Source organism: Paraburkholderia sp. RL17-383-BIF-A (assembly GCF_046028015.1).
Lineage (GTDB): Bacteria > Pseudomonadota > Gammaproteobacteria > Burkholderiales > Burkholderiaceae > Paraburkholderia.
In genome coordinates, this window is the sequence record NZ_JARESR010000001.1 from 77645 (window position 1) to 99861 (window position 22217).

37 protein-coding genes are annotated in these 22217 nt (G+C 59.9%); 23 read left to right on the forward strand and 14 right to left on the reverse strand.

Annotated elements, in window-relative coordinates:
* Positions 1-42: 42 nt before the first annotated feature.
* The 14 genes from P0D71_RS00350 to P0D71_RS00415 form a co-directional block, all read right to left on the reverse strand.
* Positions 43-492: a hypothetical protein gene (locus P0D71_RS00350; protein ID WP_408478688.1), complete on the reverse strand. Its 450-nt coding sequence runs from the start codon at positions 490-492 to the stop codon at positions 43-45.
* Between the two features lie 77 nt (positions 493-569).
* A complete protein-coding gene (locus tag P0D71_RS00355; protein ID WP_408479140.1) occupies positions 570-1295 on the reverse strand; it encodes a hypothetical protein in 726 nt (241 codons plus the stop codon).
* A 2-nt stretch (positions 1296-1297) separates the two neighbouring features.
* Complete coding sequence (locus tag P0D71_RS00360; RefSeq protein ID WP_459252298.1) at positions 1298-2635, reverse strand: RNA-directed DNA polymerase; 1338 nt, start codon at positions 2633-2635, stop codon at positions 1298-1300.
* A complete protein-coding gene (locus P0D71_RS00365) occupies positions 2628-3002 on the reverse strand; it encodes a four helix bundle protein (RefSeq protein ID WP_408478690.1) in 375 nt (124 codons plus the stop codon). The genes P0D71_RS00360 and P0D71_RS00365 overlap by 8 nt, the downstream gene beginning before the upstream one ends.
* A gap of 14 nt (positions 3003-3016) precedes the next feature.
* Positions 3017-3481, reverse strand: a complete 465-nt coding sequence (locus P0D71_RS00370; RefSeq protein ID WP_408478692.1) for an Lcl C-terminal domain-containing protein — start codon at positions 3479-3481, stop codon at positions 3017-3019.
* A 30-nt stretch (positions 3482-3511) separates the two neighbouring features.
* Complete coding sequence (locus tag P0D71_RS00375; protein ID WP_408478694.1) at positions 3512-3877, reverse strand: Lcl C-terminal domain-containing protein; 366 nt, start codon at positions 3875-3877, stop codon at positions 3512-3514.
* Between the two features lie 134 nt (positions 3878-4011).
* Positions 4012-4344, reverse strand: a complete 333-nt coding sequence (locus P0D71_RS00380; protein WP_408478696.1) for a hypothetical protein — start codon at positions 4342-4344, stop codon at positions 4012-4014.
* A gap of 10 nt (positions 4345-4354) precedes the next feature.
* The gene (locus P0D71_RS00385; RefSeq protein ID WP_408478698.1) at positions 4355-5419 is read right to left on the reverse strand and encodes a hypothetical protein; all 1065 of its coding nucleotides are present in this window, start codon (positions 5417-5419) and stop codon (positions 4355-4357) included.
* A gap of 51 nt (positions 5420-5470) precedes the next feature.
* The gene (locus tag P0D71_RS00390; RefSeq protein WP_408478700.1) at positions 5471-5656 is read right to left on the reverse strand and encodes a hypothetical protein; all 186 of its coding nucleotides are present in this window, start codon (positions 5654-5656) and stop codon (positions 5471-5473) included.
* Positions 5657-5674: 18 nt separating this feature from the next.
* Positions 5675-5800 (reverse strand): hypothetical protein, encoded by a 126-nt coding sequence (locus tag P0D71_RS00395; RefSeq protein WP_408478701.1) that lies wholly within the window; start codon positions 5798-5800, stop codon positions 5675-5677.
* Positions 5800-6009, reverse strand: coding sequence for a hypothetical protein (locus P0D71_RS00400; RefSeq protein WP_408478703.1), 210 nt, complete (start codon positions 6007-6009; stop codon positions 5800-5802). The genes P0D71_RS00395 and P0D71_RS00400 overlap by 1 nt, the downstream gene beginning before the upstream one ends.
* Positions 6010-6024: 15 nt before the next feature.
* Positions 6025-6201, reverse strand: a complete 177-nt coding sequence (locus P0D71_RS00405) for a hypothetical protein (protein ID WP_179742905.1) — start codon at positions 6199-6201, stop codon at positions 6025-6027.
* Between the two features lie 225 nt (positions 6202-6426).
* Positions 6427-7431: a S24 family peptidase gene (locus tag P0D71_RS00410; protein WP_408478705.1), complete on the reverse strand. Its 1005-nt coding sequence runs from the start codon at positions 7429-7431 to the stop codon at positions 6427-6429.
* Positions 7424-7771, reverse strand: coding sequence for a hypothetical protein (locus P0D71_RS00415; RefSeq protein WP_408478707.1), 348 nt, complete (start codon positions 7769-7771; stop codon positions 7424-7426). Before P0D71_RS00415 ends, P0D71_RS00410 begins: the two co-directional genes overlap by 8 nt.
* A 135-nt stretch (positions 7772-7906) precedes the next feature.
* Here P0D71_RS00415 and P0D71_RS00420 point away from each other — a divergent pair, with 135 nt between their 5' ends.
* The 23 genes from P0D71_RS00420 to P0D71_RS00530 all read left to right on the forward strand — a co-directional run bounded on the left by P0D71_RS00420 (position 7907) and on the right by P0D71_RS00530 (position 22210).
* The gene (locus P0D71_RS00420) at positions 7907-8260 is read left to right on the forward strand and encodes an XRE family transcriptional regulator (RefSeq protein ID WP_408478709.1); all 354 of its coding nucleotides are present in this window, start codon (positions 7907-7909) and stop codon (positions 8258-8260) included.
* A 1-nt stretch (position 8261) separates the two neighbouring features.
* Entirely contained in the window at positions 8262-8462 is a 201-nt protein-coding gene (locus P0D71_RS00425) for a BAR domain-containing protein (RefSeq protein ID WP_408478711.1), read from the forward strand.
* A gap of 114 nt (positions 8463-8576) precedes the next feature.
* Positions 8577-8849: a MarR family transcriptional regulator gene (locus P0D71_RS00430; protein WP_408478713.1), complete on the forward strand. Its 273-nt coding sequence runs from the start codon at positions 8577-8579 to the stop codon at positions 8847-8849.
* Entirely contained in the window at positions 8846-9118 is a 273-nt protein-coding gene (locus tag P0D71_RS00435; protein WP_408478715.1) for a hypothetical protein, read from the forward strand. Before P0D71_RS00430 ends, P0D71_RS00435 begins: the two co-directional genes overlap by 4 nt.
* A 7-nt stretch (positions 9119-9125) precedes the next feature.
* The gene (locus tag P0D71_RS00440) at positions 9126-9380 is read left to right on the forward strand and encodes a hypothetical protein (protein ID WP_408478717.1); all 255 of its coding nucleotides are present in this window, start codon (positions 9126-9128) and stop codon (positions 9378-9380) included.
* A gap of 1 nt (position 9381) precedes the next feature.
* Entirely contained in the window at positions 9382-10563 is a 1182-nt protein-coding gene (locus P0D71_RS00445) for a replication protein (RefSeq protein WP_408478719.1), read from the forward strand.
* A gap of 28 nt (positions 10564-10591) precedes the next feature.
* Entirely contained in the window at positions 10592-11230 is a 639-nt protein-coding gene (locus P0D71_RS00450) for a DUF1064 domain-containing protein (RefSeq protein ID WP_408478721.1), read from the forward strand.
* Complete coding sequence (locus P0D71_RS00455) at positions 11230-11700, forward strand: hypothetical protein (protein WP_408478723.1); 471 nt, start codon at positions 11230-11232, stop codon at positions 11698-11700. Before P0D71_RS00450 ends, P0D71_RS00455 begins: the two co-directional genes overlap by 1 nt.
* Positions 11701-12360 (forward strand): hypothetical protein, encoded by a 660-nt coding sequence (locus tag P0D71_RS00460; protein ID WP_408478725.1) that lies wholly within the window; start codon positions 11701-11703, stop codon positions 12358-12360.
* A complete protein-coding gene (locus P0D71_RS00465; protein WP_408478727.1) occupies positions 12357-12893 on the forward strand; it encodes a hypothetical protein in 537 nt (178 codons plus the stop codon). The genes P0D71_RS00460 and P0D71_RS00465 overlap by 4 nt, the downstream gene beginning before the upstream one ends.
* Positions 12890-13321 carry a nuclease domain-containing protein gene (locus P0D71_RS00470; protein ID WP_408478729.1) on the forward strand — a complete coding sequence of 144 codons (432 nt, stop codon included), beginning with the start codon at positions 12890-12892 and terminating at the stop codon, positions 13319-13321. Before P0D71_RS00465 ends, P0D71_RS00470 begins: the two co-directional genes overlap by 4 nt.
* Positions 13321-13641 carry a hypothetical protein gene (locus tag P0D71_RS00475; protein ID WP_408478731.1) on the forward strand — a complete coding sequence of 107 codons (321 nt, stop codon included), beginning with the start codon at positions 13321-13323 and terminating at the stop codon, positions 13639-13641. Before P0D71_RS00470 ends, P0D71_RS00475 begins: the two co-directional genes overlap by 1 nt.
* Before the next feature lie 121 nt (positions 13642-13762).
* Positions 13763-14014, forward strand: a complete 252-nt coding sequence (locus tag P0D71_RS00480) for a phage portal protein (protein WP_408478733.1) — start codon at positions 13763-13765, stop codon at positions 14012-14014.
* A complete protein-coding gene (locus P0D71_RS00485) occupies positions 14011-14277 on the forward strand; it encodes a hypothetical protein (RefSeq protein ID WP_408478735.1) in 267 nt (88 codons plus the stop codon). Before P0D71_RS00480 ends, P0D71_RS00485 begins: the two co-directional genes overlap by 4 nt.
* A 190-nt stretch (positions 14278-14467) precedes the next feature.
* On the forward strand, positions 14468-14902 hold the full coding sequence (locus P0D71_RS00490; RefSeq protein WP_408478737.1) for a hypothetical protein: 435 nt from the start codon (positions 14468-14470) through the stop codon (positions 14900-14902).
* A 132-nt stretch (positions 14903-15034) separates the two neighbouring features.
* Positions 15035-15316, forward strand: coding sequence for a hypothetical protein (locus tag P0D71_RS00495; RefSeq protein ID WP_408478739.1), 282 nt, complete (start codon positions 15035-15037; stop codon positions 15314-15316).
* Positions 15317-15774: 458 nt separating this feature from the next.
* The gene (locus P0D71_RS00500; RefSeq protein ID WP_408478740.1) at positions 15775-16053 is read left to right on the forward strand and encodes a hypothetical protein; all 279 of its coding nucleotides are present in this window, start codon (positions 15775-15777) and stop codon (positions 16051-16053) included.
* A gap of 1 nt (position 16054) precedes the next feature.
* Positions 16055-16633, forward strand: coding sequence for a phage tail protein (locus P0D71_RS00505; protein WP_408478742.1), 579 nt, complete (start codon positions 16055-16057; stop codon positions 16631-16633).
* Between the two features lie 138 nt (positions 16634-16771).
* Entirely contained in the window at positions 16772-17365 is a 594-nt protein-coding gene (locus tag P0D71_RS00510; RefSeq protein WP_408478744.1) for a hypothetical protein, read from the forward strand.
* A gap of 52 nt (positions 17366-17417) precedes the next feature.
* Positions 17418-19457 carry a phage terminase large subunit family protein gene (locus P0D71_RS00515; RefSeq protein WP_408478746.1) on the forward strand — a complete coding sequence of 680 codons (2040 nt, stop codon included), beginning with the start codon at positions 17418-17420 and terminating at the stop codon, positions 19455-19457.
* 7 nt (positions 19458-19464) lie between these two features.
* Positions 19465-19710 (forward strand): gpW family head-tail joining protein, encoded by a 246-nt coding sequence (gene gpW, locus P0D71_RS00520; protein WP_408478748.1) that lies wholly within the window; start codon positions 19465-19467, stop codon positions 19708-19710.
* Positions 19710-21386 (forward strand): phage portal protein, encoded by a 1677-nt coding sequence (locus P0D71_RS00525; protein ID WP_408478749.1) that lies wholly within the window; start codon positions 19710-19712, stop codon positions 21384-21386. Before gpW ends, P0D71_RS00525 begins: the two co-directional genes overlap by 1 nt.
* Positions 21387-21406: 20 nt before the next feature.
* Positions 21407-22210 carry a S49 family peptidase gene (locus P0D71_RS00530; protein ID WP_408478751.1) on the forward strand — a complete coding sequence of 268 codons (804 nt, stop codon included), beginning with the start codon at positions 21407-21409 and terminating at the stop codon, positions 22208-22210.
* The last annotated feature ends 7 nt before the right edge of the window (positions 22211-22217 follow it).

The window sequence follows — 22217 nt, forward strand, 5'->3', positions numbered from 1 at the left end:
CGTGTGGCGCATAAACGCCGTTTATTCGTTTGGCAGATATGCCTAGAAGGGCACGTCGTCGTCTTCGGGCGTCGACTCGGTGCGCGGCAGATTCCGCAGCCTCGGCACGGCCTTCACGCGGATGCGGATCAGGTCTTTTCCTTGGAGGTCGGCGCATTCGCTAAGAGCAATGAACGCCTTGTATCGGGCTTTGCTGCGTGTGCTAGCTGTCTCGGTGAACCACGCATCCGATTCCCATTCGTCTCGCCAGGGCGCAAGACACTTCCATTCGCGCAGCGCCGGAACATCCACGATGTCGCCGTAGACGACCTTGTCCGTTGGGTGATAGCGGCGTTCTTCCTCGCTCTTGTCGCCGTCAATTACGACGCACAGGTAATGGCCATCGGCGCCGACGATCACGCCGCGCTCGCCGTAGCAGGTCACTTGGCGGCCACGCTCAGCGGGCACGCCGTAGTACTTCTGGATGTAATCAAAGCTCACTTGCGCCTCCATGCATGCAACAAACCAAGACCCACACCCACCGCTATCGCGCCTAATACGGCGAGAGCGAACATTAGGTAGCCGGTCATTTACGTGACTCGCTTGAACTCGACGACCCAGACCCACGAATTTGCGTTCCAGTCGGAACCCGGCGCGGCGAGGCTGTCCCAAAGCGTGCGGAATGATTCGCGCGCGCTCAGACAGATCAGTGCGTCGCAGTCGGCGGTCGACTCCAGATAGTTTTTCCAGTACTCGCCTTCATTGCGCAGACTCTCGACGCCCTCAGCGGCCGCATCGGCTTCGCTGATGTCCTGCAACCGCTCGACGCGAACGCCGGTGACTTCGAGCGTGATGCGCGACGCCCAGCGCGGCATGTGGATGGACGGTGTCCAGCCGCGGCTCTCGGTCTGATCGAGCGTTTGATAAAGGCGCTCGGTGATGTCGGCCTCATGCCGTCCGTCGTCGGCCTTGTAGGCGATGCCGGCATAGAAGCGCTCTCGACCGTTCTGGAATGTCTCGACGCCGAGGCGATTGACGTCATGCGTCTCGCGCACCCACAGACGGTCACCGGGCTCGCCAAACGGGCACGTGATCGGTTGAGGGGCGGCCCAAGGAGGATCGAAGGTTTCGCGCTCGGAAAAGATCGCGCTGGCCGGGTGAATCCCTCCAGATCCGCTCGGGCAGGAAGGGTGGTAATGCCCGCTGCGAGCGCTTGGCCACGGCTGCGGCTTCACGATGCGCCGCGTCTGAGTCTTGCTGCCGTCGAGCAAAGCGCGCACCATCGGGCCGCTGAAGAGGATCGGACGTTCTTTGATGCTCATTTGCTGCCTCGATAAGTTTTTGTCAGTTGCCGATTGACGGCGTGTCCGCGACGGCGCACTGCGTTCGCCAGCTTCGCGCGGTCTAGGTGGCTGCTAGGCGCCTGTCCCAGCAGACCAAAATAGCTGTTCGACACTGCGAGAAAATCGTCTGAATCGACCGCGGCTACTCGGCGAGTCGCCTCATTGACCGTGCGGCGCCGCGTCGAGCGGCTCCACGGTTTGATAACGTGTCCAACAAAATCGATGCCGCGCGCGATCGGCTGCAAGATCGTTTTCTTCGGATTGATCTGCACGCCCAGACGCTCCGGAAGAAACGCGGTGACGTCGGCCAGTACCGCGTTCAGCCACGCCGGCGACTCATGGAGGAAAATAAAGTCATCCACGTACCGGACGTATTGCCGGGCGCCGAGCAGGTGCTTCGCTCGCTGGTCGAGCACGTCGAGATAGACGTTGGCGAAGAACTGGCTCGACAGGTTGCCGATCGGCAACCCACGATCTGTGGTCTGCTCCATCAAGCGTTTGTGCTGCGGAACGCGTTCGAGCGAAGCGCGATCGCCCCGGAATTCGAAGTCGGTGCGTGGATCGTGCATCAGCACGAGCTCGGTCAACTCGGCCCAGAACGGCTCGCGGATCCTCGTCAGCAACAGGTCCAATACGATCTGCTTGTCGATGCTGACGAAGAAGTTCGCGAGGTCGCACTTCAGGTAATACGCGGACCGCGACCAGTTCTGCGTGATTGAGCGCACCTTTGCTTCGAGGCGTCGTGCGGCATATAGCGTGCCGCGGCCCGGGATGCAAGCGCACGAGTCCGCAATGAACGAGCGCTCGAAGCGAGGTCCGATCTTGTTGTAAATCAGGTGATGCACAATGCGATCGCGAAACGCGGCCGCCCATACTTCGCGCGGCTTCGGTCGCGTGATGACGAAACACTTCGAGCGGCCCGGCAAATAGCTTCCGTCGACCAGCTCGTCGTAGAGCCTTCTCAGATTGCGCTCGAGCCGAAGCTCGAACGCGAGTGCAGCATTGCTGTTGCGCTTCGTGCGCCGGCAGTCGAGATATGCCTCGACGAGTTCGGCAAACGAAAGCGGTTCTCGATCTGCGGACGGCGCGGGCGCGGAACTCGTTGTTCTGGTGGTTGTAGTTCTGATTGCCGTTGTTGAAGTTCTGATACCAGGCCCAGCCGGAAATATCGTGCTATCTACGTCGCCCGACCGATTGCTCAGTGGGGAAACTGCGCCAGACCGTGCCGCACACCGGCGGCCGGTATCTGCGATGCGCATGGCGGTGGCCTTGTGAGCCAGCGGCACGACCAGATTGATTGATCGCTCAGTCATGGCGGCCTTGACCTCCACGAAGCGGGCGATGTGCGGCGTTCTTCCACCCGTTAGCCTGCTTTCCGATGCTGGTCGTCTGTTCAACGGATCCGGCATATGCGGCGCGCGAGATGAGGCGCTTGTCCATACCAAGACGCAAGAGCAACTCGATCACCTGAAGGCGTTCGAGCAACTCTGTCAGGTGCATCGACTTGTCGACTGCCACATTCGCGCGAAACACCAGAACCATGATCTCGATGCATTCCGCACTGATCTTCTCGCCAATAGAGCGCTTGAAGTCGCGCGGCATGTTCTTGACCATGTCGGTGACGCTATCGAGCAACGCGTAGGCTGCTCGATAAATCGGGAGTTGGGTGTGTAGGGCCACGGTGATTTAAATAGTCAAATTACTGAAGGAATAAATCTGCGGACGGCGCGGGCGCGGAACTCGTTGCCCTGGGGGTAGTAGCGCTGACCGCCGTCGTCGAAGTACTGAAACCAGGCCCAGCCGGACTCAGTTTCGTGCTGTTCGGCCGACCAGTACGCCCGCTCTTCGAACTCGCTTTTCAGGTTTGCAAAAAGCAACGACTGCTCGCGTCGCGTCGGCAGTTCGCCACCTTGTTCAGTAGCCCATGCCTTGGCGTCTTGCCACGAGACATCGTCGACATCGCCGGGAAGCAAAATCAGGTGGTGCGACGGCTCGCCGTCTTCGCCGAGCACGATTCCGGCGTAGCGCTCACCAGGCGCGAGCGGAATCGTCGCGGCAGGAATGCGGAACTCCGTTGCACGCGGCTGCTTTTTGAACTCTGCAATCAGTTTGCTGATGCGGGACTGTTCGGCCTCGATGGCCTCAAGCGTGATCGTCATTGCGATGCTCCGTTGTAAATGGGCAAACGGTTAAATAGGCAATCTGCGGACGGCGCGGGCGCGGAAGTCGGTGATCTGGCGGAAGTAGAACTGACCGCCGGTGCTGAAGTACTGAGACCAGGCCCAGCCGGAATAGCCGGGGTCGGTATCCGGCGTATTCGACCAGTAGGCATCCCGCTGGAACAGATCGCGGAAGTTGGCAAAAAGCATCGCTTGCTCAATGCGGTTCGGCAAATCGCCGCCAATGCTCTTGGCCCACTCAAGTTGCGCTTCGAAGGTGGCCTCGTCGTTGTCGCCCGGCAGCAGGATGACGTGGTGGAAATCGCCGTTCTTGTCGCCGATCGCGCCGACATAAACTTCACCTTCGGACAGCGGGGGAATCTGAAGCTGTTGCATTGCATCTCCTTGGAAAAGCGATCCAATCGGACCGCCGTTAAACTACTTTCGACGCGCTCTCGCGCTGATAAAACCCAACCCCACACCCACCGCTATCGCGCCCAATACGGCGAGAGCGAGACATTCGAGACCGGTCATGCCTCGAGCAACTCGAAAGTTCGCCCCGGATTCAGGCCCACCAGCATCCGGCAGGCGTCGTCCTCGAACTCAGCGAGCACGTTCGCATCCATGTCCGAATAAACGGTCTTGCCGTCTGGCAGGAGCCATTCGAGGCGAGTTTCGCCGTTCGGGCCTGCGCCGCGGCAAAGGCGCGTGCACGCACCCGGCACAACATCGTCGGCACGACGCGAAAACAGCGACACGTTGCCTTTGATGTATTCGAGCTCGATGGCATCAGCGGCACGCGCATCTCCACGCTTCGCCGCACGACCGGCACGCTTGCTTGCTGCTTCGAGAATCAGATTCATAAAGCCTCCGTTACACGATGAGCGGCGAGACGACGCCCCGCCAATTTCCGTTTTGGACGAGGAATGCGCGCGGCTTGGATGCATCCCAATAGAAGGTGACCGTTTCCGCCGGCGCGCGCGTCAGGATCTTCGCGAGCTGGTCGCCGCGGAATGCGAAATTGAACGGCTCGTCGCCAACCACATCGTCAGCATCAATGTCGATGTGCGCCTCGTGCTCCTGACTGGCGATGTCGATCGAGCATTCCGATCCTTCGGCGGTGAATTTGACGGTGCCCATCTTGTCGCCATAGAAGCGATGCATCGAGACGGCCTCGCGAAGCGGTTCCGCATCGAAGGAGATGGCGTTTTTCGGTGCTGGCAGTCCGCTGCGCCAGTTGATCGGCTTCGTCGCCATTGGCTTGAGCACCAGTTCGGATTTTTCGTGGAAGGCCGTCAGGTGCGATTTCGTGATGACGAGGCGGCTCGGCTCCATGTCGACAAGCAGCTCAGCGGCCCGCGACGGCAGGAGAACGGAGAACTCGGGCGCGCGGGCAGTTACCTGCGCCGTCGCCAACATATTCACATTCGTGGCCGTGGCCGTGAGTTGCGTGCCATCGGATTCGATCCACACGCCGCGGCAGAACTCACGGATGTCCTTTTCATTGGCAGCGAATGCCACGCTCGACACCAGTTCCGACAGGCCGACCACATCGAAGTCGGCGATCACGTCGCCTTCGGCCTTCGTGAGCGGCAGGATGTCGCCGGGGAGCGTCGGAACGGTGACGGCATATCCGGCCGTCGAGAATTTGGCCCGCGAGTTCTTCTGCAGAGTTACGTCGATCCAGTCGCCAGAAACGTTCAGCAGCGGCGCGAGGCGGTCGGCGTGAAGGCAGATGTCCATCGTCAATGCAGGATCGCCGAGGCGCTCTTCGCGATATGTCGCCTGGCCGTCCATGCCGGCGGCGATCATTTCGAACACGACACCGTCAACGCGGATTCGCACCGACTGGAACGCGGTGATGTGCGAGCGGCGATCCACAGACGGACCGACTCGCTTAAGGGCCTCTTTCAACGAGGATGACTGGATCGAGATCATTTTTAGTCTCAAAAAGAGTGGGCCAGTACAGCGCCCACAAGTCGGGGTTATTCAGTCGCCGATGCGCGGATAGCAGTGCGCATCGGATTCGTGTTCAAACTCGTGGTTCAGGAGCGGGTCACCGCGATCTGCTTGCGCTCCGGTGGCGAGCAGGCTCCCCAAGATGAACCCGAGGCAGCAGGAAACAAACGCCACAATCAGAAGCAGTACTAACTGGGCCAGCATGAAGGAGTTCATTGGTGAGCCTTTACGGGATCAGGTGCAGCGAACCACGCTGCAGCGGTTGCTATGCGCGTCGACCTGATCCAGTGCGCCGGCGAGAAGCGCCCAGCCAGCGATAACCAGAACGGTGACGGTCCAGAGTTTCAGGAGATCGCGCATTACCAGGCTCCGAAAAGCTGGCAAAGGCCTTCAGCGATGAAGGGCGACGCAGCGAGCAGGGCAAAGCAAAGCAGCGGTCGCTTCGTCGTTCGGCGCGCATACTGCTCGAGCTCGGCGTCGGTCATGCCGCCGTTCACGAAATAGTCGATCTCGTTGGTCGTGCGCGTTGCTTCTGTGAGGCGCGGAGCAGGGGCGTGCAGGGTGCTCATCTCAATGTCTCCCGATCACCGCGGCAAGACTTCTTTGCCGCGAGCGAAGGCAACCTGAATGCGCGCCTTCGGACAATGGGCCAGATCAGAGAGGGAGAGAACAACTACTGTGCGGCCGAGCTGCGCGACGAAACGGCAATGGCCGTCGAGGCTTTTGGTTGCAGCACGATGCATGGCTTTGCGGACGTTCATCTCTCACTCCAGGACTCTGGAAGTTGGTGAGATGCGCCCTAAGAACAGAGGACTCGCGAGAATCCGCTCAACTTAGGGCACTTGTCACGATCGCGCTCGGTCAGCGCTTGAGATGAAGTATATCAAAATGATTTGCTAAAACAAGCAAAATGATTTGCTACGTGGTCGCAATGTTTTCTATCGCATATCTCGTGACGATAGTTTTAGAAGTTTTGGTGCGGTCGACTAGCGGCCGGGGCGCCACATTGACGGGCGTGCAGTCGCGGCAACATAGTGCATTTTCTCGATTTCTTCGTCGGCGAACGCCATTGGAGGATGGGCCTCGTTGATCGAGATAAGGTGCGCGCGCCCGGCGCGCCGGTACAGGAAGGTCTTTACCATGACCCGGCCATCTTTCGACTTCACAAGGACGTCGTCGCCGGGCTCAATGGGGTGGTTTGGCTCGACGATCACGAATTCGCCGTCCCGGATGCGTGGCCGCATGGAATCGCCGACGCACTTCAATGCGTATGCATTTGGGTCACGGGAAGGGAAGTCGATGTATCCGTCGCCGTGTCCTACTGGATATTCGAGATCTGCCCAGTGTCCGTTGTCGCCGAGCTGCGCCATGCCTACCACCGGAATTGGTTTCCAATCTGTTTCTTTAATCGGGATTGGGCGAAATTCGTCACTAAAACGAACTGCGACACCCGGATCTCCCTTTCCCTTGGTCAGCCAAACCGAATTTATCCCGTAGGTGTTTTGAAGCTTAACGGCCTGCGTAAGGCTTATTTCGGGACCTTCACCCTCAAGCCACTGGGACGCCACGTCAGCGCCAACGCCAGTGACGCTAGCGAGCGTCTCAGATGTGACCTGCAGTGGAATGACCGCAGCTTTCAGGCGCTGCGGCGAGGTCAATTTGCTGCCGAGGTCAAGATTAGCGCCTGCCGTATTGGGCGAATGCTCGATTACGCCCAACTCCAGTCCGCTCATCGGCGTATATCCGACGGGGAAAGTGTGCTCAACGTCGAGCCATCCAGTAGGCAGCCCAAAAGCCGTTTCGACCCTTCTAGCCAGAACGTCCCCAATATTCCGCGTGGGGTTCGGCCCGATCGTTTGATTCACTTGTTGAGTGGTGCTCTCAATCTTTCGGGCGAACTCAGCCGGCCCGTCCGTTGCGAGGGCGCGCGCGTTTTCCCGGCGAATCTCTTTTACCGTCTTCATAGGCGCGATCATCGTGTAATCAATCATTTTGATCAACGTGCAAAAAGATTTGCTTCAGCAAATCAAAATGATCTATTATGGAGGCATGAACCTCCGAACCTACTTCCAGACGACCAAGCCCGCTGAGCGCGAAGCTTTCGCCGCTGCGGTCGAGGCAAGCGTCGACTATTTGTACCTGTGCGCGCGCGGGACTCGAAAACCGGGAACCGAACTGTGCAAGCGCATTGTCGCGCATGACCCGCGCTTCACGTTGCCCGAGTTGCGGCCTGACATCTGGGGGAATGGGTTTGACGCGATCGCGTCGAGCGACGACGTTCAGCCGCCGGTTGGAGATCGCGAAGAGAAATAGGTGGTTTGCGAGGTTCATGTAGTTCGAAGGGGTCTGAGGACCCCTTCAATTTCGCCGAGTAGTCAGTGGTAATTCCAGTGGTAAATCGTTTGATTTTTTCAATAGGACCAGTCGATGCAGACACAACATGCGCCATATAGGGCACCTGCACCCTTGGATACCAGCTCACGCGAGCGCACCAAGTCGCCCGTCCGTTTCCTTCCGAAAGATGCAATTTCCGCTTGCCCGTCTTTCCGTGATGCCGTGCGACTTGCCTGGGAAAACCGGGTGCAGCGCGGCATGACGCAAAGCATGCTGGCCGGCGAACTGCATATCCCTAACTCGCACATGTCCGGAATCCTGAGTCGCACTCCCGTAGACAAGCACGGGAAGGCGAGGCGGGATCTGCCGGCACGGAGCATCGCGGAATTCGAACGGCTTGTTGGAAACCATGCCGTGACGCAGTACCTCATGCGCATGGGGATGTTGACGTTGATGGAGGAAGTACTTTCCCGGGAGAACCTATGAAATGACAGACGACGCGGCGCTTCAGATGGGTCGAAAGGCCATTGAGGACGCCCGGAAGCGGGTGGGGGACGATAGAGAAGCGGTACTCAAGGAATTGTTGAAACGGGCGCAGGCAGACCCCGAGCTCGCCAAGGCCTTCGAGGTAAGTGGAATGGCAATCGTGATCGCGCTGAAGGAATCGGCGGCGAGCACCAAGCACTGAAGTAAGGCGCCGGTCGGACCGGCCGGCGCATCAAATGGGTTGAATCGACACATAAGCCTCTTGCGAGCCAGGCGTCTTATGTCCCGATTTAGTACTCCTCAACTGGAGCCCATCATGAAGATTGCCCAGCAAGAAACTGCCGTGGCCTCTTTTTATGAGCAGGTCCCGCTGTTCGCAACGACTCAGCGCGAGACGATCTTTAATGCGATCGCGCCCGGACACGACTTCTCAATGTGTGAGCTGGTCGAGCGCACCGGCATTCAGAAGAGTTCGATCTCGGCGCACCTGAACGAGATGCGTGAAGACGGCGTGATCGAGTTCGGGCCGGAGCGCAAATGCCGCATTAGCGGGATCACCATCAACCCCGTTCGCCGGAAAACAGCATGAGCGGAAATACCTTTCTTACCGCCGGCGTCGACGTTTCGACCGATCGTATCGAGATCGAGGTTGAAGGCTGGAATTCGCTCGACGGCACCACCGTTCTGCATGAAGGCGGCCCATGGCACGGAGACGACTCCTTTGCCGCTTTCGAGCGGCACAAGGTCTGTCAAATCGGCGAAGCCCTCGGCGTCGAGCCCATCCACCAAGGACGCAAGACTTGCCTGTCATGCGGCGCGATCCAAACCTCGACCGGCGATCTGCCGTGCGGCCACTGAGGCATCTATGAGCCATCACCTCATCAACGGCACCATGGCCAAGAAGATGCCGGGTCTGCGGAAGTGGATTCTGTGTGTCCTGTCGCATGGCGCCGTCATGTCGACCGGTGTGATCGAGACAACCACTGCCAAACTCGTGGAAGTGAGCGGATTTTCTTCCTCCAGCGTGCGCACGCAGCTGCGTCATCTTGAGCGTGACGGTCTGATCCAAATCGAGCGGCGCGCCAAGGCTGAACTGATTATCACGGTCAAGGCGTTTTGATATGGCGCTCGCAGACATTCTTCACCTACCGGAGTTTCGTGGTGCTCAGCTTGAGGACGGCTATATGCGCGTCGCCAATGAGTTGCAGCGTGCGATCACGTGGGCGCGTCTGACTGCATACCAGCGTTGCATCCTTGACGTCGTGATGTGGCAGACATACGGCTATAACAAGCTCGTAGATGACATCGCGCGCACCCAGTTCGCGGAAGAGACCGGCATCGACCCGTCTGATGTTCGCCGCACCATCGAGCAATTGGTCGAGATGAACATCATCACGCGCGGCGAGGGCCGGTATGCGAAATCGTACAGCGTGAACAAGCGGCATGCGACTTGGAATGTCCCCGAAGGCCGGAAATTGATGAATAAACCCGGCTTTAAGGGGGTGAATCCCCTCCTATCAGGGGGTGATACACCCGATTCTGAGGGGGGGATTCACCCTGTTGCAGGAGGGGAATCACCCCCTACAAAAGACAACTCCAAAAAACATAACCAAAAGACAACTTCAAAAGAAACCCTTTCGCGCTCGCTTCGCGAACGCTTTGAGATTTTCTGGGCGGCATACCCGAAGAAGAAATCGAAGACCACGGCAGAGAAGGCTTTTGCCAAGCGCAACCCGGACGAGCAGCTCTTCAACGACCTGATGGCAGGTCTGGGGCGTGCCAAGACTTCGGAGCAGTGGCAGAACCCGCAGTACATCCCGCACGCAGGCACCTGGCTGAACGCCGGCGGTTGGATGGACGAGATCCAGACCGCGTACACCGATGACGAACTTGCCGTGATCCGAGCCTTTAACCAGGCACTCGGGGAGCGTATCGGCACGGTGGACGAGGCGGTCTTCGTTGAGGCGCGCGCCGGCGCGATCCGCGCGTTCATGGGGAAGCTGGCTGCTGACCCCGAGGCATGGAAGCGGTATTTCCCGGCTGTGCGCGACAAGGTCGATCTGCCGCCGCACGCGGGCTTCGATTACCTGATCAGCCCGAAAGGCTACGGCGACGTCAAGGGGCGAATGGCGATCAAGCGCAACCCGGACGGTACCCGCGCATCGGGCGACTGGGACAAGTCGGCGAGCGGCATCAAGGCAATGGCGAAGGAAATGGGCGTCTTGTTCACGGACGACGAACCGGTGCCGTCCATCGCGATCCGCGTACGTGCCGCAATCGCAAAACAGGAGTGCAAAGAGTGAACATTTTCGAATTCATGGATGCGCACCCATGGTTGTCGATCTTCCTCGCGTTGATTGCTTCCGAAACGGTTACGTGCGTGTTCAAGGTCATCGGGATTGCCGTAGTCCGGAGGCGCGGATGACGAAGCGATCAACTGCGCCACGATACCCCGAGAGCTCGATTAAAGATGGGCGCTTCGGCACTGCGACTGTGCGGGAGCCTTGGCCATCGATGACGACGGCGCAACGCCGCATCTACGAACTGACTGGCAACCCGCCGCAGTCGAGCGCGTTGGACGATCCGCTCGACCCCTTCGCGGCGCCTGCACTTTCGATGGCGCCGCCGAAGAAGCCCGCGAAATACCGCAACACGAAGTGCGAGCACGAGGGCATCAAGTTCGATAGCCAGCGCGAGCGGTCGCACTGGTTTCACCTGGTGCAGCAGCAGGCGGCCGGCCTAATCAGCGATCTGCGGTTGCAAGTCGCGTTCGTGCTGACAGAGCGCAAGCAGCGCGACGACGGCACATGGGAGCGCAAGTCGACGTACGTGGCCGACTTCACATACGTCCGCGACGGAAAGCTGGTGGTCGAAGATGTCAAGTCCGAAGCCACGCGGAAGAACCGAACCTACATCCAGAAGCGCAAACAGATGCTCGAGAAGTACGACATCACCGTGAAGGAAATCTGATGGGCCGCTCAACAAAACCCCGCAAAGCATATCGGCCGCGCGCCGTCAGCCGCACCGCTGGTCTCGACGTGATCGAGCGCCGCACACCGATGGACATCAACCAGACGACGGACCTCGGCATCGCGTATCACGTCGCGCTCGACGAGATGATCCATGGTCGCGGCACCGAAGAGCATTGGTCGACCGTGGTCTGCGCGTTGAACATCGGCCTTGTGCTCGCCGAGATGGGCTTTGCTGCGCTCGAAATCGAGATTATCAAAGACGCGCTAGACGGCGCCGTGCGCACGCGCGACCGCGCGCGGCAGATTGGCCGATGGGGCTTCGACGGCGACGCTCTGATCGACGTGAAGCAGGCGCTTGAGATTCACGACGCTCAGATGGCGATGGTACCGAAGGCCACCATCGTTGCAGCGATTGCGGAGGTGCATGGCCGGATCGATGCGGGCCACGTGTTCAAGGAGGCCGCGTAAATGGGCGGCAAGGCATGGAGCGAGGCAGAAATCGCCGTTCTGCGTGAGATCAGCGAGAAGGGTCTGACGTTGCAGTCGCAATTGAGCCGTTTGCCCGGCAGGACGCACGACGCGGCGAAATCGTATGCAAGCAAAGTCGGTATCAGGCTAAGCGTCGCCGAGGCATGGACCGACGCGGAGAAGTCAATTCTCGCCGAGATATGGAATAGCCCGGTCGCCATCAAGATTGGGCTGCGCCGTTTGCCGGGACGTTCGTACGAAGCGGCGCGCGGCGAAGCGTGGCGTATTGGCTTGCGCGGTGCACCCGGAACGAAAGGGCGTACCGGTTATGCGTGGGTGCTTCCTGCGGTCGCTGCGGCGTTGAAGGTGCAGCCGAATCTGCCGGTGGCTCGCATCGCCGAAATCACAGGCGCGGGCGTCAACTCCGTGAACCGCACTCTGCGTGACGGGCACGGCAAGCAATTTCACATATCAGGCTGGGTGCGCAGCTCGGTCTTCGGCGGTCTCGCTGCGCAATGGTCGCTTGGTGCGCAGCAGGATGCGGAAAAGCCAGGCGCGAAGCCGCTTAATTTAGTCCAGAAGGATTCGAAGGCGCGCACTCGCATTCGTGCCGGTCGATTCGATCCGTTTGCAACTCTTATTTCTCAGGTGGCCGCATGAAGGACTTCTTGCTTCTGAACGGCATGAAGCACTCGCCGATCTCCAATTACGCTGGCATACCGGGCCTGACGAGTTGGCTCATCGGCGAGCCGCATCCTGAGCGCGGGTTGGTGAGGCTGTTCGAGTGCTCGCGCCAGCACTACGAAGCCATAACTCCGCACTCGCATCGCTTCGACTTCCACTGCGAGGTTTTGTCCGGCGTAGTGATGAACGTTGTTTGGACGCCCGATGCCTCTGGCGATTTGTATCAAGAGACGAAGGCCGTCTATGCGGGGCAGCCGGGGAAGTATCGGCGTGAATCCGGCGGCATTCGCGCATGGAAGCAGGCGCAAAAGGAATATCGGACCGGCGATTCGTACGCGATGACCTCCGCCGCGGTCCATTCGATTTACTTCTCGCGAGGTGCGCGAGTCCTGTTTTTCGAAGGTCCGGCGAAATCGGACTACTCAATCATCCTTGAACCTGTTGTCGACGGCGATGTTATTCCGACTTTTGCAACGCCGTCGTGGGCGTTCAAGAAGGTGCCCGGATGACGTGGAATTCGACCTTTACGAAGCCGCGCAAGCGACTTGAACGCAAGCCGTTCAAGAAGCAGCTCGACCGCAACACGCAGTCGCTGGTGCGAACGGCGTTCAAACGCAAGGCGCGCAAGCCGAAGGCCGGCGACGACAAGCGCATGCGCGCCGCGTGCCGCGACGAGCCGTGCTATCTGCGCATTCCTGGCGTCTGCACGAGCGATCCGCGCACGAGCGTGCCAGCGCACCGCAACGAAGGGAAGGGCATGGGCCTGAAGACCCCAGACGTTTTCACCGTGCCGGCATGCCCGACGTGCCATGCGGAATACGACCAGGGAAAACGCTTCCTGCGCGAGCACAAGCGGGCGCTGTGGAATGCGGCATACGCGCGATGGGAGCCTGTCCGCGCGGTGAAGTTGGGACTTGAAATGCAGGAGGCAGCGTAATGCAGGTGTATGGACATTTGCCGTTGGAAAGTCGCATCGATCGGTGGGGCCATCTACGGCAGCAATACGAGAGCGGACATTTCGAGGTGGTCAAGCTTTTCGGTCCGGTGTACGGATCAACCGAGCGTTATACACGTGGTCGCTCCTACATTTACGCCAACGTTAAGGCGCCTGCCCATGTGTCTGGGCGCGTCGAAAGCTCACGAATTCAGGTCGACGGTAGTTGTCGGATACCGATCGACGTTGGGCCGAACTATGAAGCGCTGGCAGCGTTTCTCGCCAGTGGTGATCTGGAGTGGGACGTGAGGGAGATGGCATGAAAGGCAAACCCGTAATTCCGCAACCGCGCCCGTCACGGCCGGCCTCGAATTTCTCATGGACGATTCCGCTGTTGGCATTGGAGCTAATCGCGATCGTCATCTCACTGATCTGGTTTAAGCCATGAGCGCACACGCCTACATCCAATACGCCGACGTCCCCGATACGTTGACCGCGTCGAGCCGCCAATGGGTCGATAGCGTCACGAAGGAAAAGCTGGTCTCGTTCGACGACTGTCCGCTGATCGGCCAGATCGACGTACTGAGTGACGGCCGTGTTCAAGTCGAGTTCGTCTGGCCGAAGCTCGTCGAACTGCGCCATGCGCTCGGCGACTGGCTGATGCATCACGGCATCCACTACACGGTGGTCATGTGAGCGCGCCGGCCGAACGCCGCAAGGGCGGAGAACTCGCAAAGCTGGCTGGCATGTGGTCGAACGAGCAAGCCTTCTGGGACTGGGTGGGGTTGATTCAGGAAAACCCATGCAACGGCCCGAGCATGGCTGCGACATTCATCCGCGCTGTATGCAAAGTCGCGAGCCGCGCGGATCTTGATCACGACGCCGCGGCGCGCGCCCGGTTTGACCAGCACATCCGCAAGCCCTACGCGAAGTACCGCGCATCGGTGGGCTGTGTATGAGGCTGGCCGAGCAGCGCGATCCGATGATCATCGTGCAGGAGCGGCAGGAAACAACGTGCGCCGGGTGTCGAGATCTGGACCGAGACTACACACCCGGATTCAGGAAGTTCATGTGCCGGAAGGGCCGACAAAAGGCACAGCAAGACGTATTCAACATGATTCGATGCAACAAATACCGCACGGGGGATAGATGAGCGATTTTCAGAACATGGAGCACCGGCTCGACAATTGGGGGTTCACCGTGCGTTCCCCCAAATTCCAAACGGGCGTATGCGCGCAATGGGCCGCGCTCTATGTGGCGATACGCGACAGCGCGCGCGACGCGCCCGCATCGGTAACCCCAGTCGAGAAGGATGGTTGGCTGGTCGAGGCCGCTTGGGCCGCAATGCCCGATCACGTTGCGAAGTGGGTTCTCAAATACACGTATGTGTGGCGCATGTCGCCAGAGCAAGTGCAAACGCGGATGCGTAAGACCCACAAGGCAAATCTGCGTGGACGCCGTTTCGAGTTGGTGCTGGCTGAGTCTCACACTGCGCTATCGAAAAGCATTTCAAAATTGACGGCTCATCGCGTGATGAAAAATGTTCGCGAAGATGGTTGTAAACCCGCTGAAGTTGTTCTATGATCCCGCACAGATGACCGAATCCGCCTCGCGCGTGAGCTTTTGCTTCCCGGTTGGGAGGCGAAGGCGTCGGTAGAGAAAGCCCGCCACTGAGCGGGCTTTTTGCATTGGTTCGCCAGATTAACGGAGATAAGCATGAGTACGACGATGCGCGCGAAGATGTTGGTAATGAACGTGACCGTGAACATCGGTAAGGACGGCGAAGGCAACAGCGTCACGGTCAGCGAACAACTGAGACTGGCAGCAGTCGGTCCAAACCGCAACTATGAGGCCGACGGCACCGGCGATGAAGACAACACGTTCTCGCGCTGGACGCCGTGCGCGTCGCTCGACATCACGATCCAAAATCCGGCTCTGTTCGGCCGGTTCAAGTACGGCGACAAGTTCTACGTCGATTTTACGCCAGCGGACGCCTGATTGACTTCAGCCAGTCACGCGGCGGTCGGCGCCGCAGAGTACTCCCGGATTGGTTCGAGCACCACGCTGAGAGCGGCGCGATAGTCCGCATGGGTTCGCACTTGCCCGATGGTTGAGGAGCACCCACCCTCGCTAACCAGTTGACGGCGCCAAAGACCACTGAAGTCGCAGCACACTGCCGGGCCTGACGATCCGGGTGAGGCGTCCATAGCACGCCGGCGGCCCGTCGTTAAGGGCATTCTCATTCAAGCTAAAGACTGCTGGCAAGGCCGGCCAAGCGCGCCTCCACGGCGAACGGATTGTTGGTTTGAATGAGGGTGAAGCAACCAGCCGCGCGCGTCGATAGACGGCCACTGCGCCATGCGGGCCGCGAGCATTAGCCTTCAACCAGTCTCCTCCACGATGAGAGTCGTTGGATTCGCCCGCCACGTGCGGGCTTTTTTATTTTCGGTGCATGAATGGCACGTCCACCCAAAAAGATCGACGCCGACGCGCTGATCGGCGAGAACGCGCTTGTGCGCTCTTCGATCTGGCAGAACGGGACGCGCAAGGTGGCGGCCGTCATCACCGACGCGACGACTGACGAAGCGTTGCTGCCTGAAGGCGCCGTCGCGCTCGTGTCGCTTACGGCATTTCCGCCCGGCGCACCGTCCCGCATGATGCGCGATGTTCCGTTCTACGCTGCGCCGCGCGACGAGAGTTCGCTGCCGGCCGCGTGGATCAAACTGAGGGCTTGAGATGCTGAAGCTGAGCGTGAATGCCGATGTGAAGGGCATCACGGCGAGCCTGACGCGATACGTCGGCGAACAGCAGAAGGCGGTTGTCCGGGCGCTGAACAAGACCGCGGTGCAAGCCCGAACGGCTGCGGCGCAAGAGGTCCGCGGCGCCGGCTACAACATCAAGTCGAGCGCGATCAAGAATTCATTTTCCATCACCAAGGCGGCTCAGAGCCGCTTGGTCGTCGTGCTGAAATCAACTGGCCGACCGGTTGCGTTGATCAACTACGGCGCGCGCCAAGGCAAGAACGGTGTGAGCGTGCAAGTGAAAGCCGGCCGCAGCGTCCTGCGTCACGCGTTCATTGCGACGATGCCGAACGGCCACCGCGGCGTGTTCGAGCGAACCGGCAAACAGCACAAGAAGGTGAAGCGCAACGGCAAGACGATCCGTTCTGGGTTGCCGATCAAAGAGTTGTATGGCCCGTCCATCCCGCAGTCGCTCGCGAACGACGCGGTCGAGAAGGCGCTGATGGCGAAGATCCGGCAGAAATTCCCGCAGATCCTGAAGCACGAGCTGGCCTTCATGGCGGCGAAGCGATAGAGGGGTGGTCATGCCAAAACTGCACCAGAAAAGTGCGCGGGTCCTTCCCCGGAACTTCCTGTAGGGCGGGAGCGAAGACTCGCGAAAACCCACCAGCGCTGAGTTTTGAAATTTGGGTAACAGGTAACAGATCGCGCAATGAATCAGAGCGAATTCGCGGCACTCCACAGCGTCAGCCGGAAGACGGTGACGAAATGGAAGGAGCGCGGCTGGCTTGTGTTTGCGGGCGATGCGATCGATGTCAAAGCGTCGAATGCGAACCTGACGCGATACCGTCGAGACGGTGCTCCCGCTGTTACCCAGCCTGCGAAGAAAACGGCCAAAGGTAACAAGCCTCAATCTGTTACCCAAGCGGCGAAAGGGGTAACGCTGGAGGCCGGCGAGAACGCTGGCGAAGCAGCGAGCCGAATTCTTTCCGGCAATGTCGAGTTGCTCAACTTCGACGAAGCACGCTGCTTAAAAGAGAACTACCTCGGGTTGAGGGCTCAGCTCGAATATGAACGCAAGTCCGGGTCGCTCGTCGAGCTGGATACCGCAACAGCAATCCTCTTCGAGGAGTTCCGGGCACAGCGCGATGCGTGGCTGAACTGGCCGACCAGAGTAGGTCCGATCTTGGCAGCCGACCTGGGCGTCGAGGCCGACCGAGTTGTCGAGACCCTAACCGCGCATGTCCACAAGCATATTGCCCAACTCGGCGAGCCGGAGGCCAATTTCTCGGAACGAGAAGGCTGACAAGCTCCGCGCGTCCGTGCGCCGCGCATGGACTCCACCGCCGCGCATCAGTGTGCCGACATGGGCGGACCGATACCGGAAACTCGCGAAAGAGGCTGGAAGCACCTCGGGCAACTGGGAAACCTCGACCGTCGAGATTGCGCGCGGGCCGATGCTCGCGGTGACAGAGCCGGGGGTCCACGTCATTACGACGATGGTGAGCACTCAGCTCCTGAAAACGGCGCTTCTTGAAAACGTGTTCGGGTATTTCGCCCACCTCGATCCTTGCCCGATCCTGCTGTTGCAGCCTAAGGAAGACGCGGCCGAGCAATTCAGTAAAGAGCGTATCAGCCCCCTCATCAGGGTGACACCAGTGCTGCGCGAGATCGTCGGCACGAGCAAGACGCGGAACGCCGATGAGACGCTGCTGTTCAAGGCATTCCCTGGGGGCTTTCTGGCGCTCGCCGGCGCAGGCAGCCCAGACAATCTGGCGCGCCGACCGGTGCGGGTCATCCTCGCGGACGAGGTCGACAAGTATCCAGTGACGCGCGAAGGCGAGCCGATTGCGCTGGCTGAAGAGCGTACGGCGACGTTTGGCGTGAACTGGCTGTCGATTCGTGCCTGCTCGCCAACAGTAGAGGATGAAAGCCGAGTCGAGGCGAGCTACAAAGATTCCGATCAACGCCGCGCGTCGCTCGCGTGCCCGCATTGCGGGCATCGCATGTTCCCCGACTTCTTCAAGCATGTCGACTGGGAGAAGCGCCGTGACGATAGCGGAAACGTCGTCGAGCACTTCCCGAAAACGGCGCGAATCTCGTGTGAGGCCTGCGGGCAAATCTGGTCGGAAGGCGATCGACTGCGTGCATTGCAGACCGCGCGCTGGCATCAGACGCGGGTGTTCGAATGCTGCGGTTCGCGGCATGTTCCGCTAGACGACTATGAGCGCGCTTGGCGCGGCCCGGAAGACTCGCGCGAGGCGACGACCGATGCTGCGATTGAGCAGGTCTGGGAGTGGTCAGAGAGCGACCGCCACGCGGTTTATCGCGCGAAGTGCCCGGAGTGCGGCGAATGGAAGGTCGACAACGAGCACGCGGGTTTTCAGGCAAGCAAGCTGTACAGCCCGTGGCAAAAAGACAAGCCGTCCGACATCGCGGCGAAGTGGTTGAAGGCCGAAGGCGACGAAGAGAAGAAACAAACCTGGTGGAACACACAGGCCGGCATGCCATATCGCCCGAACTCGGGCAAGGTGCTGCGCCTCGAGGCGCTGGTCGCACGCGGCGAACGATGGGCGGTGGAGGTTCCTGACGGTGTCGCCGTCATCACGATCGGCGTCGACACGCAGGATTACCGCTTCGAAGTCGAAGTCGTCGGCTGGGGCCGCAACGAAGAAAGCTGGTCGATTGCCTACGAGGTGATCGAGGGCGACATGGAGACGCCCGACCCGTGGGAGCGGCTCGATGCGTTGCTTAACCGTGTCTGGCATCGCGCAGATGGACGACCGTTTGAGGCGATGGCGGTCTGTATCGACTCTGGCGGCCACCATACGCAGAAGGTCTATGACTTTTCGAAAGCGCGTCTCGGCCGGAAGGTCTGGGCGATCAAGGGTGAGTCGGCGGTAAGCGGCAAGCGCAATCCGGTGTGGCCGATCAAGAAGCCGACACGAAAGACCAAGGCGTCTTTCCGGCCGGTCATTCTCGGCGTCAACGCCGCGAAGGACACGATCCGGAACCGTCTGCACGTCGAAGAGGCGGGTGCGGGTTTCATGCACTTCCCGAACGACCGAGACATTGGCTACTTCGAGCAGCTCACGTCGGAGCGATCCGTCGTGAAGGTATCGGGTGGTCAGAAATATCGGGTGTGGGAATTGCCGTCCGGCCGTGCGAACGAAGCGCTCGACTGCCGCGTGTACGCATACGGCGCGTTGTGTGGCCTGACGCACCTCGGATTGAAGTTGAACCGGCGCGCAGATCTCGTTGCGGTGCCGCTGGAGTTCGATCCGCAGGCGCAGGCATGGGCACCACCGGCGGACGCCGAAGCGGCGCCAGCCGCCGCGGCGACAAATCCGCCTGACGGAAAGCCAGGCAAGAAACGATTGACCAACCGGTTGGCATAGGACAGCGATGGCAATCACAGATGGAATGAGCAACGTCGACATGCAGTCGAGACTGACCGCGCTTCAAGCGGCCTATTTCGACCTGTCGATGGGTGCGAAGATCGTGACGGCCACGTACAACCAGGGCGACGGCACGAAGTCGGTCACGTACCAGCAGACCGACAAGATGGACATTTATAAGAGCATCCTGATGCTTCAAAAGGCTCTCGGGATCATCTGCCATTATCCGCGCGCACGAAGGGTTTTTTTCTAATGTCACTAATCGTCGATTCTCACGGCCGGCCCTTCGGGGATGTGCCGGCCGGCGGTGGTGCGCGTGCGGATTCTGGTTCGATTGTCCCTGGCAACATGCGGGTGTCGAACTCAAGCCTGTTTCCTTATGAGGCCGCGAGTTACCAGACGCAGGAAATGGCGGACTGGTATCCGTTCATCCGGTCTGCCGACTCGGAAATCAACGTCTCCCGCGACATCATGGTGTCGCGTTCTCGCGACCTCGCGCGCAATGACGGATGGGCAAGCGGTGGCATTACCCGGATCCTCGACAATACCGTCGGCGCTCACATGCGCCTGTCGGCGAATCCGGATTGGCAGTATCTGCGCCGCTTCAGCAAGAAATTTGATGCTGTGTGGGCTGATGAGTATCGAAAGGCCGTGGAGGCGCTTTGGCGCGTCTATTCCGAAGATCTCGGGCACTACAACGACGTGTCCCGGCAGCTGAAGATGTCGCAGCAATTGCGATTGGCGCTTCGCCACAAGCTGATCGACGGCGATAGCCTCTTCGTTGCGCACTGGATGCCGGAGCGCGTCGGCCGAGGCGGTGCGCAATACGCAACCGCATTCCTGCTCGTTGATCCGGACCGCCTGTCCAATCCGTATCAGATGCTCGACACGAAGTATCTGCGCGGCGGTGTGGAGGTCGACGACTACGGGGTGCCTGTTGCGTATCACATTCGCCGCGCCCACCAGAACGACTGGTACAACGCCGTCGAATCAATGGAGTGGGAGCGCGTCGAGCGAGAAGACGAGGACGGTTGGCGTCGTGTAATTCACGACTTCGAGCGCGATCGTGCGGGGCAGAATCGAGGCATCGGCGTGTTCACGCCGGTTCTCGCACACGCAAAGATGCTTGCGCGGTATTACGGTGTCGAGCTGCAGGCTGCGACCGTAGCGACGATCTTCGGCACATACGTCACGAGCCCATATGACCCGGCCATGATTGAGGCCGCTATGGACTCTGAGAGCGGCGATCAGGAAATGGGCTTCTACCAGGAACTGCGCGCGGACTGGTCCAAAGAGCGTCCCGCGATGCTCAACGGAGTGCGCGTTCCGACACTGGCGCCTGGCGAAGAGATCAAGCAGGTCAACGCGGCGCATCCTCACGTCGGCTTCGAGGACTTTGCGCACGAGATGCTTCGTTCGATCGCGTCGGCCCTCGGCGTGTCTGCTGAGCAAATCACGCAGGACTGGAGCAAGACCAACTACTCGAGCGCGCGTGCCGCACTTCTGGAGAGCTGGAAAACCCTGACCCGGCGCAACACAGAGTTCAAGGTGGGCACTGCGACGCCGGTGTACGCCTCATGGCTTCAGGAGGTCACGGAACGGGGTGATCTCGACGACGTGCTCCCCAAGGGCGCACCAGACTTCCTGGAGGCGGCGACGGCGTATGCGCGTTGCGACTGGCTTGGAGTGGCGCGCGGATGGATTGATCCAACCAAAGAGGCTGCCGGTTCAGTCATGCGTATGGATGGCGGCCTGTCCACTCTCAAGAAGGAATGCGCCGAGCAGGGCCTAGATTGGGAGGAAGTTATTGCCCAGCGCGCGATCGAGGTGGCGGCATTCAAACAGGCCGGGCTCACCCCGCCGGAATGGGCCGGGGCGGTTGCTGCAGCTGAGGCCGCAAAGCCAGAAGAAAATCCGCAACCTCGCTGAAACTCATCCGGGAAGGAAAAATGATCATTGAGCCATCGCAGATTTCGGCGCAATTGCTGAACTCGCCGATGGCCTTGCATCCGGGATATTTTCCGGCGGCAATGGCCGTCGACGCGCGAAGCTTCGACGAACCGGCATACGGGGAAATAGCCTACGGAATTGTCGGTGGAATAGCCGTAATCCCCGTACTTGGCGTGCTTTTGCAGAGCCTCGGAACGACTTTCAGTTGGGGCGATGCAACGGGGTACGACGGTATCCGTTTCAACTTCCTCCATGCACTGGAGAATCCCGACGTCGAGGCTATCGTTTTGCACGTCGCCTCTGGCGGCGGGGCGGTCGCTGGATGCTTTGACCTTGCCGATCTGATTTACGACTCCCGAGGCAAAAAGCCGATCGCCGCGATCTGTGCAGAACACGCATATAGCGCGGCGTACGCGTTGGCCAGTGCGGCAGACGTGATTTTTGTTCCGCGAACTGGTGGCACCGGCAGCATCGGAATTATCACAGCGCACATTGACGTAAGTAAGGCGCTGGATAAGGCCGGCATCAAAGTCACGTTCATCACATACGGCGAACAGAAAGCCGACGGGAACCCCGAAATCCCCTTGACCGATGAGGCTCTGAAAGCCATCCAGGATGATGTGGACAAAATGGGTGAGCTGTTTTGCGAAACGGTCGCCCGAAACCGCAACTTGCCCGTTGAGAAAGTCCGCGGGATGCAAGCCGGTACGTTTCTTGGTGCTGCTGGCATCAAGGCTGGCCTCGCTGACGTGATTGCCGCGCCAGACGAGGCATTCAAAACCCTGCTCGCCGAGCTGGGCTGACATTCCC

Excerpts from the sequence above, each read along its gene's own strand:
- P0D71_RS00430 (WP_408478713.1), top strand. The coding sequence starts at position 8,577 with ATGAAGATTGCCCAGCAAGAAACTGCCGTGGCCTCTTTTTATGAGCAG.
- P0D71_RS00380 (WP_408478696.1), bottom strand. The coding sequence starts at position 4,344 with ATGAATCTGATTCTCGAAGCAGCAAGCAAGCGTGCCGGTCGTGCGGCG.
- P0D71_RS00400 (WP_408478703.1), bottom strand. The coding sequence starts at position 6,009 with ATGAGCACCCTGCACGCCCCTGCTCCGCGCCTCACAGAAGCAACGCGC.
- P0D71_RS00375 (WP_408478694.1), bottom strand. The coding sequence starts at position 3,877 with ATGCAACAGCTTCAGATTCCCCCGCTGTCCGAAGGTGAAGTTTATGTC.
- P0D71_RS00395 (WP_408478701.1), bottom strand. The coding sequence starts at position 5,800 with ATGCGCGATCTCCTGAAACTCTGGACCGTCACCGTTCTGGTTATCGCT.
- P0D71_RS00415 (WP_408478707.1), bottom strand. The coding sequence starts at position 7,771 with ATGAACCTCGCAAACCACCTATTTCTCTTCGCGATCTCCAACCGGCGG.
- P0D71_RS00480 (WP_408478733.1), top strand. The coding sequence starts at position 13,763 with ATGAGCGCACACGCCTACATCCAATACGCCGACGTCCCCGATACGTTG.
- P0D71_RS00450 (WP_408478721.1), top strand. The coding sequence starts at position 10,592 with ATGGTTGTCGATCTTCCTCGCGTTGATTGCTTCCGAAACGGTTACGTG.
- P0D71_RS00470 (WP_408478729.1), top strand. The coding sequence starts at position 12,890 with ATGACGTGGAATTCGACCTTTACGAAGCCGCGCAAGCGACTTGAACGC.
- P0D71_RS00475 (WP_408478731.1), top strand. The coding sequence starts at position 13,321 with ATGCAGGTGTATGGACATTTGCCGTTGGAAAGTCGCATCGATCGGTGG.
- P0D71_RS00505 (WP_408478742.1), top strand. The coding sequence starts at position 16,055 with ATGCTGAAGCTGAGCGTGAATGCCGATGTGAAGGGCATCACGGCGAGC.
- P0D71_RS00410 (WP_408478705.1), bottom strand. The coding sequence starts at position 7,431 with ATGATTGATTACACGATGATCGCGCCTATGAAGACGGTAAAAGAGATT.
- P0D71_RS00465 (WP_408478727.1), top strand. The coding sequence starts at position 12,357 with ATGAAGGACTTCTTGCTTCTGAACGGCATGAAGCACTCGCCGATCTCC.
- P0D71_RS00385 (WP_408478698.1), bottom strand. The coding sequence starts at position 5,419 with ATGATCTCGATCCAGTCATCCTCGTTGAAAGAGGCCCTTAAGCGAGTC.
- P0D71_RS00350 (WP_408478688.1), bottom strand. The coding sequence starts at position 492 with ATGGAGGCGCAAGTGAGCTTTGATTACATCCAGAAGTACTACGGCGTG.
- P0D71_RS00525 (WP_408478749.1), top strand. The coding sequence starts at position 19,710 with ATGTCACTAATCGTCGATTCTCACGGCCGGCCCTTCGGGGATGTGCCG.
- P0D71_RS00495 (WP_408478739.1), top strand. The coding sequence starts at position 15,035 with ATGAGTACGACGATGCGCGCGAAGATGTTGGTAATGAACGTGACCGTG.
- P0D71_RS00445 (WP_408478719.1), top strand. The coding sequence starts at position 9,382 with ATGGCGCTCGCAGACATTCTTCACCTACCGGAGTTTCGTGGTGCTCAG.
- P0D71_RS00425 (WP_408478711.1), top strand. The coding sequence starts at position 8,262 with ATGACAGACGACGCGGCGCTTCAGATGGGTCGAAAGGCCATTGAGGAC.
- P0D71_RS00510 (WP_408478744.1), top strand. The coding sequence starts at position 16,772 with ATGAATCAGAGCGAATTCGCGGCACTCCACAGCGTCAGCCGGAAGACG.
- P0D71_RS00370 (WP_408478692.1), bottom strand. The coding sequence starts at position 3,481 with ATGACGATCACGCTTGAGGCCATCGAGGCCGAACAGTCCCGCATCAGC.
- P0D71_RS00390 (WP_408478700.1), bottom strand. The coding sequence starts at position 5,656 with ATGAACTCCTTCATGCTGGCCCAGTTAGTACTGCTTCTGATTGTGGCG.
- P0D71_RS00490 (WP_408478737.1), top strand. The coding sequence starts at position 14,468 with ATGAGCGATTTTCAGAACATGGAGCACCGGCTCGACAATTGGGGGTTC.
- P0D71_RS00435 (WP_408478715.1), top strand. The coding sequence starts at position 8,846 with ATGAGCGGAAATACCTTTCTTACCGCCGGCGTCGACGTTTCGACCGAT.
- P0D71_RS00530 (WP_408478751.1), top strand. The coding sequence starts at position 21,407 with ATGATCATTGAGCCATCGCAGATTTCGGCGCAATTGCTGAACTCGCCG.
- P0D71_RS00360 (WP_459252298.1), bottom strand. The coding sequence starts at position 2,635 with ATGACTGAGCGATCAATCAATCTGGTCGTGCCGCTGGCTCACAAGGCC.
- P0D71_RS00500 (WP_408478740.1), top strand. The coding sequence starts at position 15,775 with ATGGCACGTCCACCCAAAAAGATCGACGCCGACGCGCTGATCGGCGAG.
- P0D71_RS00440 (WP_408478717.1), top strand. The coding sequence starts at position 9,126 with ATGAGCCATCACCTCATCAACGGCACCATGGCCAAGAAGATGCCGGGT.
- gpW (WP_408478748.1), top strand. The coding sequence starts at position 19,465 with ATGGCAATCACAGATGGAATGAGCAACGTCGACATGCAGTCGAGACTG.
- P0D71_RS00405 (WP_179742905.1), bottom strand. The coding sequence starts at position 6,201 with ATGAACGTCCGCAAAGCCATGCATCGTGCTGCAACCAAAAGCCTCGAC.
- P0D71_RS00455 (WP_408478723.1), top strand. The coding sequence starts at position 11,230 with ATGGGCCGCTCAACAAAACCCCGCAAAGCATATCGGCCGCGCGCCGTC.
- P0D71_RS00460 (WP_408478725.1), top strand. The coding sequence starts at position 11,701 with ATGGGCGGCAAGGCATGGAGCGAGGCAGAAATCGCCGTTCTGCGTGAG.